Source organism: Meridianimarinicoccus aquatilis, from assembly GCF_004358675.1.
Classification (GTDB): Bacteria; Pseudomonadota; Alphaproteobacteria; order Rhodobacterales; family Rhodobacteraceae; genus Meridianimarinicoccus; species Meridianimarinicoccus aquatilis.
In genome coordinates this window covers 63,226-73,046 of record NZ_SMZO01000008.1, presented here as the reverse complement: position 1 = coordinate 73,046, position 9,821 = coordinate 63,226, and the positions used below count along the sequence as shown (strand labels likewise).

Annotated in this window: 9 protein-coding genes; 8 read left to right on the top strand and 1 reads right to left on the bottom strand. The window is 54.9% G+C overall.

The features are described from left to right. Nucleotides 1-201: 201 nt before the first annotated feature. The 3 genes from E2L05_RS05295 (at nt 202) to E2L05_RS05285 (ending at nt 3,434) form a co-directional block, all read left to right on the top strand. Nucleotides 202-753 carry a heme NO-binding domain-containing protein gene (locus tag E2L05_RS05295; protein ID WP_133341856.1) on the top strand — a complete coding sequence of 184 codons (552 nt, stop codon included), beginning with the start codon at nt 202-204 and terminating at the stop codon, nt 751-753. 11 nt (nt 754-764) lie between these two features. Continuing rightward, nucleotides 765-2,498, top strand: coding sequence for an ATP-binding protein (locus E2L05_RS05290; protein ID WP_133341855.1), 1,734 nt, complete (start codon nt 765-767; stop codon nt 2,496-2,498). A 291-nt stretch (nt 2,499-2,789) separates the two neighbouring features. Next, on the top strand, nt 2,790-3,434 hold the full coding sequence (locus E2L05_RS05285; RefSeq protein WP_133341854.1) for a cyclic nucleotide-binding domain-containing protein: 645 nt from the start codon (nt 2,790-2,792) through the stop codon (nt 3,432-3,434). A 78-nt stretch (nt 3,435-3,512) separates the two neighbouring features. Here E2L05_RS05285 and E2L05_RS05280 read toward each other — a convergent pair whose 3' ends face one another. Beyond that, on the bottom strand, nt 3,513-4,103 hold the full coding sequence (locus E2L05_RS05280; protein WP_133341853.1) for a rhodanese-like domain-containing protein: 591 nt from the start codon (nt 4,101-4,103) through the stop codon (nt 3,513-3,515). 346 nt (nt 4,104-4,449) lie between these two features. On the opposite strand from E2L05_RS05280, the gene E2L05_RS05275 reads away from it, so the two are divergent. From E2L05_RS05275 to E2L05_RS05255, 5 genes are all read left to right on the top strand, one after another. Further along, nucleotides 4,450-5,517 (top strand): LacI family DNA-binding transcriptional regulator, encoded by a 1,068-nt coding sequence (locus tag E2L05_RS05275; protein WP_243721879.1) that lies wholly within the window; start codon nt 4,450-4,452, stop codon nt 5,515-5,517. Then, nucleotides 5,514-6,809 carry a xylose isomerase gene (xylA, locus tag E2L05_RS05270; RefSeq protein ID WP_133341852.1) on the top strand — a complete coding sequence of 432 codons (1,296 nt, stop codon included), beginning with the start codon at nt 5,514-5,516 and terminating at the stop codon, nt 6,807-6,809. The genes E2L05_RS05275 and xylA overlap by 4 nt, the downstream gene beginning before the upstream one ends. 333 nt (nt 6,810-7,142) lie before the next feature. After that, nucleotides 7,143-7,874: a zinc uptake protein ZrgA gene (gene zrgA, locus E2L05_RS05265; protein WP_133341851.1), complete on the top strand. Its 732-nt coding sequence runs from the start codon at nt 7,143-7,145 to the stop codon at nt 7,872-7,874. A gap of 1 nt (nt 7,875) precedes the next feature. Beyond that, the gene (locus E2L05_RS05260) at nt 7,876-8,571 is read left to right on the top strand and encodes an ABC transporter ATP-binding protein (protein WP_133341850.1); all 696 of its coding nucleotides are present in this window, start codon (nt 7,876-7,878) and stop codon (nt 8,569-8,571) included. Next, the gene (locus E2L05_RS05255) at nt 8,568-9,818 is read left to right on the top strand and encodes an ABC transporter permease (protein WP_133341849.1); all 1,251 of its coding nucleotides are present in this window, start codon (nt 8,568-8,570) and stop codon (nt 9,816-9,818) included. Before E2L05_RS05260 ends, E2L05_RS05255 begins: the two co-directional genes overlap by 4 nt. Nucleotides 9,819-9,821 lie beyond the last annotated feature (3 nt).

Genomic DNA, 9,821 nt, shown 5'->3' with positions numbered 1-9,821 from the left:
CTGTGGGACGCGTCGCCATCGGAGCGTGACACCCGCGGCTTTAACGGCATTCATGCGATTTTTGATATCTCATGGATGCGTGACACCAAGATGCAATTCAATTAGCATTCGCATATGATGTAATTGTCCGTGGTTGTATGGAAGAGCGGCTTCAACCACGGTCTTCGGGGCGTAAGCGGTAAAGCAAGAGTGGGGTGGGCCATGAAAGGCGTGGTATTTGTAGAATTGCTGAGCATGGCCGAAAGCGCCTTCGGCGAGGATGTGGTGGATAACGTCCTCGACAAGGCGGATCTTGAAAATGGTGGTGCCTATACGACTGTCGGCAACTACCCTTGCGAAGAACTAGTGAAAATCGTTCAGGCGTTCAGCGATCATTCCGGATTGAGCCCGGAAGTGCTTCAGCGAAAGTTCGGGCACTGGATGATGGAGTTTTTCGCACAGCACTACGGCGGTTTCTTCGAAGGCAAAGAAGGTTCCTTGGAAATGCTGGAAGCCGTGGATGGCGAAATCCATGTGGAAGTTCGCAAGTTATACCCGGACGCGGAATTGCCACGGTTTGATGCCCGGCGGGTGAATGACACCGAACTTGAGTTGCTCTATTCATCGCCGCGCCCATTGGTCGAATTTTGCCACGGATTGATCGAAGCATGCGTCGACCGGTTTGGCGAGAGCGGCAGCATTGATATTGACCCGACTGTAAAGCCCGGAAACAAGAACAGCACGATGTTCAATATCAAGCTTAACGAACAGTAAGGTTCCGGGTCTTGTCCACAGCAAACGAAGATCAGGTGTCGCGTCGGCGCTTCGAGCGAGAGAAAGCGGCACGGCAAGAAGCCGAACGCCTGCTGGAAGAGAAGAGCCGCGCGCTTTATTTGGCGAACGAAAAGCTGAATGCCTATTCCGAAGAACTTGAAAAGGCAGTGCTTGAGCGTACGGCTGATATGCGCCGCGCGCTGCAAAAAGCCGAGGCAGCCGCTGCGACACGGTCACGTTTTCTGGCGACAATGAGCCATGAGATCCGCACGCCATTGGGCGGGCTTCTGGGCATGATCGACCTTGTTTATGGGGATGAAACGAACCCTGAAACACGGGAATACCTTGAGTACGCCAAAACATCTGGACAAGCGCTGAAGCGCATCGTGAACGACGTGCTCGACTTTTCAAAGATGGAAGCAGGGGCGTTTCAGTTTGAGAACGAAAAAGTCGATATCAGGGCACTGATTTCTAGCGTTGTTGGTCTGGCTGGCGGCAATTTGGGTAGTGGTGAAAGCCGAATTCGGGAGAGCATATCAAGCTCTGTCCCAAAGCTCTTTCTCGGGGATGCGACTCGTATTCGGCAAGTCATTTCAAACCTTGTAAGCAACGCTGTTCGCTACTCCACCGACGGCCCGATCGAGGTGAGGGCGTTTTCAACACGGCACGAAAAGGGCGCATTGCTTCGGGTTGAGCTTGAAGACCATGGGATTGGGATCAGTCCCGAACTGGAAGAAACCCTGTTCAAGGATTTCTCCCAAATTCAGAACAGGTTGACCGCCGCAGCCCAAGGCACCGGCTTGGGTCTTGCGATCAGTAAACAGATCATCGAGGGGATCAATGGCACCATCGGAGTCGATAGTGTGCTCGAGGAGGGGTCCACGTTCTGGTTCGAAATTCCAGTCGAAGTGATTGAAAGTGTCCCTTCGAAAACCACCGGGAAATCAGATCTATCAAAAGCCGATCGCAGATCGGTTGCCGGGGTGCGCATTCTTCTGGCCGAAGATAATCCGATCAACCAAAAACTCATTCTGACGTTTCTAAAACGCATGAAAGCCGAAGTTGAACTGGCTGAGAACGGTGCCGTTGCAGTTCGCAAGTTCGCCCCGAACACGTTCGACCTTTTGTTAATGGATGTCGCGATGCCCGAGATGGACGGGCTTGAAGCTATTCGCACCTTGAGAGAATTGTATCCAGCCGAAGATATTCCGCCGATCGTGCTTTTGACGGCCCATGTGATGGAGGCAATTCACCAAGAAAGTAAAGGCGTCGGCGTTGCGCGGGTTCTGAGCAAACCGATAAGTTACGACGATCTAGAGGCTGGCATATCCGAAGTTCTGGAACTCCACCAATCCGAAACGCCCTCAACACGTGGCGTTGAGGCCCCCAGTCCTGCCAAGGCTGATGTGATAGATATGATGTCCGCGGATGTTGCCAAGCAGCTGCTGGATGCCATGCCCAAAGCCGATTTGCTGGCTATTGTTGAGGAGTTTATTTCGGATTCTCGTCGGCTTCTTGGCGAAATTCTGGCCCACCAGAATAACCAGAACGCTGCCTTGGTCGCCCAAAGCGCGCACTCTTTAAAAGGGTCCTCCGGGTCGCTGGGCTTTCCGCGAATTTCCGACGCGGCCAAAGAAATTGAAGGCGGTATTACAGAGTTGAGCAGCGAAAGAATATCGCAGTTGTGTCAAGCTATCCATGATGACTTGTCGCTTCTGGACCAAGCATTCGGAAAGCAAGCATAACAACATCTGCGGCAAAAGACTGAGATATTGATTTGCGTGCCGGATGTGGCCGCCAAAGGGGCACGCCCTTGTCGCGAGGAGGCAACCGACTCCTCGCCGAGGCCCGTGTGCGCCGCGCGGTGATGAAAGGCGTTCTGCCTTCGGCACTGGTCTTACAAAATCCGACGGAGCGACGTGTTTGGGGAACGTCCATGGCCGCCCCGAATTGGAAATTATACAACACGCGGCTTGGAGTGTGCAGGCCGACCAATACCGTCTACAAATCGAGAAAAAAGTGGGAGAAAAGGCGGTATGGGTCAGCTGACGTTGGTGGAATGGGTAGAGGCCCTTGGTTGGCTTGCGTCAATTTTGACCGTGGCCACCTACTCCATGAATACGATGATCCCATTGCGTGTTTTGGCGATCGTGTCGTCACTTTGTTTCGTCATTTATGCGCTGGTCCTTCAGTTATGGCCGCTTTTGGCGATGGAGTTGATCCTGTTGCCGATCAACGCCTACAGATTGTGGCAAATCCTTACTCTCAGGGGTCGTTTGGCGCGCGGCAAGGCGCACCACATTGCCGATGGTCATCCCGATTTTTCGGTTATGAAAACCTATGGAAAATCACGCCGCTTCGAGGCGGGAACAGTTATTTTCGAACGTGGCGATCGTGTTGATCAACTCTACTATGTGGCATCTGGCCGTGTTTTGATCCCTGAATTTCAAGTGGAAATGGCGCCCGGTGACATCTTTGGCGAGATTGCCTTTTTCACAGATGCTGCGAAACGAACGGCGACAGCCCGTTGTATCGAGGAAACCCACGTTTATGAACTCGACGAAAAGCGTTTCATGATGTTGCAGTTCGAAGACCCAAGTTTCGGCTTGTCGGTCATGCGCACGATGACGCGTCGTTTGCTGGCCAACAAAAGTCTGAGACCTTCTGAGCGAGAGGTTTAAGCCGTCTCGCGGTGTTGACAGAACGCTGCCTACCCCCGCAAAGCGCTTTCCAAGGGATAGGCAGTGACCTTTCCGTCTTTACTCGGCGGGCTCGGTAATGGTGAGACCCAGCATCTGCCAGCCTTGCATTCCAGCGCGGTAGTAGCTGATTTTCGAGGCGGGAAAACCGGCTTCGATCATCCGGCGCGCCGCCGTTGGCGATTGGCCGCACCAAGGGCCATTGCAATAGAGCGCCACCGACTTAACGTCTTCGCCGTCGCAAATCCATCCGTCGAAATCAATTTCGCACCCGAATTCTCCAAGCCGATCCGCCGCTTCGAAATACGGAACATTTATTGCGCCGGGAATAGCGCCTTTCACGAAGTCAGTCGTTACGCGGCCGTCCACAACGACGACATTCGGATCGTTCAAAAACGCGAGCACTTCCAATTCGCCGACCGGTGTTACACCCTCGGCTGGGATCATTGGCTGAACGCAAAAATTGGGGCAGGGGCGCGCTATGCGGGCAAAATCGCCTTCGATGATGGCGTCATTATCCTGCACCCGAGAAATCGAAACGCTTCCGCTGCTGGTTTCAACTTCGACGGCCATAAGGTCTGGTGTGATGCCGACGGGCTCGGCGTGTGCCGCACCTGCCGAAATCATCAAAGCGATTGTCAAAATACGCATATCTGTCCTCCCTGTTGTTCAAGCGCGACTTCTATGGTCGCAGTCCGAATCCTATTCACATATTCAAGTATGCTTCTATCTGAGAGCGGGCGCCAGACAGCGGTGTCACAACAGTCGCCGCACAGGGTGATCAAATTGGCGCAGTGACGGTTGAGGATGTGCGCCAGTGACGACAAATTGCTTTTTTCGTCTCTGCACCAAGCGGTTACTCGCCGCGACGTGAGCCGAATTCTCCGGCGTAAACTACAGCGGGACTGTGGTTGGGGATCATCAGCATCGCCGGCATGCGAGAAATGATTGACGTCTATCATTTTCACAGGTTATGACGCTCTCGCGGAGGAAAGTCATGAAATTGAAGGTGCCAACTTTGTCGGACGTGGCACGGCACGCTGGCGTAAGCTACGCGACCGCGGACCGGGTGGTAAACGCACGTGGCAGGGTGGCTGAGAAGTCTGCCAGTCGTGTGCGGGCGGCGATTGATGAGCTAGGATATGTCCGCAACGTTGACGCTGCAAATCTGGCACAACGCCGGTTTTATCGCTTTGCAATCGTGTTGCCGGTTGGATCGAACGCGTTTTTTACGAGGATGCGCAATCTGTTTCTGGCAGCAATGGAGCAACTTCAGGCCGAACGCGTCGCTTTGGAGGTGATTGAGGTAAAAGCCTTTCATCCTTCGTCGTTGCGCGCTGCGCTGGATCGCCTTGCAAACGACAAAGTGGATGGCGTCGCTCTTGTCGGAAGTGAAGATGCCACTGTGGTTGAGGCCATCGAGAAACTTCGCAAGGCGAAAATTCCGGTCATGACTTTGGTGTCGGATGTGCCTGGCGCGGACCGAAACGCGTATGTCGGGATCGATAATAAGGTTGCGGGTCGCACCGCTGGGCGTTTGATCGCCCTTGCGCACAGTTCCAGCCGTGGGCGCGTTGTTCCCATTGTTGGGGCGCTGTCGGCGCGCGACCACGCCGACCGGATTTCGGGCATGAGCGAGGTGTTGGAAAGTCAGCACGACATTGCGCCGGTGATCGAAGGATACGACCAGCATGATCTGGTGGAAGCCCGCGTCGCTCAAGTGTTGGAAGATGATAGGGACGTAACCGCGATCTACAGCGCTGGGGCAGGGAACGCGGGTTTGATCCGCGTTCTGGAACGACTTCCTGAATGTCGGCGGCGCCCCGTCGCAATTCTGCACGAATTGGCCCCGCATAGCCGCCGTGCACTTGAAAATGGCTTGATCGACATCGTTATCGACCAGCGACCAGAAGATGAAATGATGCGTGTTGTCGAAGGTCTGCGCCGCTTGGCCGACCGCCGCGCATTGCCCGTAACCGACCCCATAGTCCCAGCTATTTTTGTTCGGGAGAACCTGCCGCCGCTCCCTCTGGCGCGCACTGAAAGAGAAAGAGAAGACACATGAGCGATTTTTTCAAAGGGATTGACCGGCTTGCGTATAATCCCGGTTCTGATGGGTTGGCGTTTCAGCACTACAACCCTGACGAAGTGGTTATGGGCAAACGCCTAGAGGATCACTTGCGCTTTGCGGTTGCGTATTGGCACAGCTTTGCGTGGCCGGGTGGTGACCCGTTCGGCGGACAGACCTTTGACCGGCCTTGGTTTGGCGAGTCGATGGAAGCTGCTCGCCTGAAGGCGGATGTTGCGTTTGAAATGTTCGACTTGCTGCAAGTGCCTTACTTCTGCTTTCACGATGCGGATATCCGCCCCGAAGGCGCGACCTTTGTCGAAAGCCTTCGCAACTTTGAAGAGATCATCGATATCTTCGAAGCCAAGATGGAAACATCCAAAACCAAATTGCTTTGGGGTACGGCCAACCTGTTTTCGCACCGGCGTTTCATGTCGGGCGCGGCGACCAATCCTGACCCGGACGTGTTCGCGTGGTCGGCAGCGACAATCAAGACCTGCATGGATGCGACGCACCGTTTGGGCGGCGAGAACTATGTCTTGTGGGGCGGGCGCGAGGGGTATGAAACATTGCTCAACACGGACCTGAGCCGAGAGTTGGAGCAAATGGGCCGCATGCTGGCTATGGTGGTCGACTACAAGCATAAGATCGGCTTCAAAGGTGCAATCCTGATCGAACCGAAACCGCAAGAACCGACAAAACACCAATACGACTACGACGTCGCCACGGTGTACGGCAATCTCAAGCGGTTCGGACTTGAGAAAGAGGTGCAGGTCAACATTGAGCAGGGCCATGCGATCCTTGCAGGGCACAGTTTCGAGCATGAAATTGCGACCGCGAATGCCTTGGGTATTTTTGGTTCGATCGACATGAACCGCAACGATTATCAATCAGGGTGGGACACGGATCAATTCCCGAACAATGTGCCAGAAGTGGCCTTGGCCTATTATGAAATTCTCAAGGGTGGCGGGTTCACCAGTGGTGGCACCAATTTTGACGCCAAGCTTCGCCGTCAATCATTGGATGCAGTGGATTTGATCGCAGCCCATGCAGGGGCGATGGATACATGTGCGCGCGGGCTGAAAGCTGCGGCTGCAATGCTTGAGGATGGCAGTCTGGAAGACGCGCGCCGGGCCCGCTATGCAGGGTGGGACACACCAAAGGCACAAAAGATGCTGACCAGCGATTTGGCGACGATCGCGGCGCAATTCGAAGCGGACGATATCAAGCCAGAGCCTGTTTCGGGCCGTCAGGAAGTGCTTGAAAACATTGTAAACCGTTTCGTTTGAAGGCTATTTAATGAAGCTGCTGCGTGCTTTTTTCCGGGCACGCGGCAGCGTCACACAGCACCGGCGCGGAACTGCTGTGCAAGCAGCGCTGCCCTATGCGGTGTAAGTGCCCGCCACATGCCACTTAAAACCTCGAAGGGCTCGCATCAGGAGCTATGCTCTCCGCCTAAGGCGACTGCTTGCGAACTGTTATGATATTATATAACAAACCATAAAGGCCAAGACGAGATTGTTCTGCACACAGAGGGCAGGAAAACGGTCGCCGTCTTGTCCCGATAGCCTGTCACGTCAGCCCCGCTTGACCTTTCTATGTTCAATGAGATTGGATGCCTTATGAAACAGACACTTTCCCTGATCGCCCTTGTGGCCGCTAGCCCAGTGCTTGCCGAAGAGACCCGCCAACTATCGGCCCATGAGCACGGGGTTGGGGCACTGAACATCGCGATCGACGGTAATACCGTTGGGATGGAGTTTCACGCGCCTGGGGCCGATATCGTCGGCTTCGAGTACGCCCCCGAAAGCGAGTCTGATCACGCTGCGGTGGAGTCAGCGCTGTCATTGCTTGAGACTCCACTGGACTTGTTCGTTGTTCCACCAGCGGCTGGATGTTCAGTTGTTCAAGCCAGCGCAGAACTGGAACACGAAGAGAAAGACCATGACGATCATGATGAACATATGTCCGAAGCCGGGCACGAAGATCATGATGAGCATGACCACGAAAAAGAGCATGACCACGACACAGAGCATTCTGACGACCATGACGATCACGCGCACGAGGATGAACATCACACCGACGAGCACGAAGATCACGCACATGAAGATCACGAGCATTCTGGCGAGCACGAAGAGCATGATCACGCTGGCGATGCCGGGCATGCTGAATTTCACGCCGAATACACCCTGACCTGTGACGCGCCAGAAGAGCTGACGGACATCACCTTTGCGTATTTTGACAAGTTCGAAAATGCGCGCGAAGTCGTGGTTCAAGTCGTCACTAACTCGGGCGCCGAGGCGTTTGAGGTCGAGCGTGATGCGCCTACTCTAGATTTGCGAAGCCTGAACTGACGTGGGGCAGGCGGTCCTGAAGCTTACGGATGTCGCCTTTCAATGGCATGGAAGGACCAGGTTTGGGCTGTCCGTGCCTGACTTTTCGGTCGGCTCAGGCGAGACCGTCTTGCTGCTTGGCGAAAGCGGATCTGGCAAGTCCACTCTGCTCTCGCTGATCTGCGGCACAGTGCTTCCGATGTCGGGGCATGTGCAAATTGCAGGAACCGATATCGTCACCCTTTCAGGGGGCCAGCGCGACAAGTTCAGAGCAGAACAGATCGGTGTGATCTTTCAGCAGTTCAACTTACTCCCCTTCGGCACAGTGGCAGATAATATCCTGCTGCCACTGCGCTTTGCTCCTGCGCGGCGGAAGCGGGTCGGGGATGCCCGTGCGGTGGCGACCGAGTTGTGCTCCGCACTCGGGTTGCCCGATGGGGTCTTGAACGAAAAAGCCACCTCGTTGAGCGTGGGGCAACAACAGCGCGTGGCGGTGGCCCGCGCCTTGATTGGGCAACCTCCGCTTATTGTGGCTGACGAGCCGACATCAGCGCTGGACGCGAACAGCCAAGCGTCCTTCCTGGACCTGCTTTTTACGCAAGCGTCGGAACATGGAACATCGCTTGTTATGGTAAGCCACGATCCTCGATTGGGGGACCGGTTCGACCGCGTTGTGCGATTGGAAGACATCGCCAAGATGGAACGGAGCGCCGCATGATCTTTCGCCTTGCCATTGCGTCGCTTTTTGCACGGGCGCTGACGGTTGGCATGACCATCCTTGCCATCGCCTTGTCGGTCGCGCTTTTTCTGGGTGTTGAAAAGGTCAGGACAGGGGCAAAAGCAAGCTTTGCTGACACGATCTCTGGAACAGATCTTATCGTTGGCGCACGCTCAGGCTCGGTGCAGTTGTTGCTCTATTCCGTTTTCAGGATCGGCAACGCGACGAACAATGTCACATGGGAAAGCTATAGTGACATCGCTGCGCGTCCGTCTGTCGATTGGATCGTTCCGATTTCGCTGGGCGATAGTCACCGACAATTTCGGGTCATGGGAACGACACAAGGCTTCTTTGAACACTACAAATATAGGCAAGGTCGGTCTCTGGATTTGTCGCAAGGGGCGATCTTTGACGATCTTTTTGATACGGTGGTCGGAGCAGATGTGGCCGAAACGCTGGGCTACAGCGTTGGAGATCCAATTATCGTTGCCCATGGTCTTGCATCTTTCACCGAGCACAAGGACCAGCCCTTTCGCATTTCCGGTATTCTGGAAAAGACAGGCACGCCGGTGGATCGGACTGTCATTGTCAGTATGGAAGCGATCGAAGCTATCCATGTCGATTGGCAAAGCGGCGCGCGGGCTCCGGGGCAGTCGACGCCGGTTGATGTCATTCGGGCGATGGATCTAACGCCAAAGTCAATTACGGCGGCCCTTGTTGGCGTGAAAAGCCCGCTGCAGACATTTGCGCTGCAACGCGCCATCAATGAATATCCTCAGGAACCATTGCTTGCTGTTTTGCCCGGCGTTGCTTTGCAAGAGTTGTGGGCCATTGTAGGCATCGCTGAAACAGCGCTTTTTGCCGTGTCCGCGATGGTCGTTGTAACGGCGCTGATCGGGATGATGGCAACGGTTTTCTCCAGTCTGAACGAGCGTCGCCGTGAGATGGCAATTTTTCGGGCCATGGGGGCGCGGCCGACGTTGATTTTCAGTATGTTGGTGCTGGAGGCGATGCTGATGGCCGCCGTTGGTGCGGTATTGGGAATGGCGATGCTCTATGTCGGGCTTTTGGTTGCGCAACCTGTGATTGACGCAGCATTTGGATTGTGGCTGCCAATCGACGCGCCGACGCTGCGCGAAGTCTGGGTTGTACTTGCCGTTGTGGCCGCTGGCGCAATTGTGAGCATTGTCCCGGCTGTGCGGGCCTATAGAATGTCGCTCGCTGATGGTATGATGGTCCGAACGTAGTGC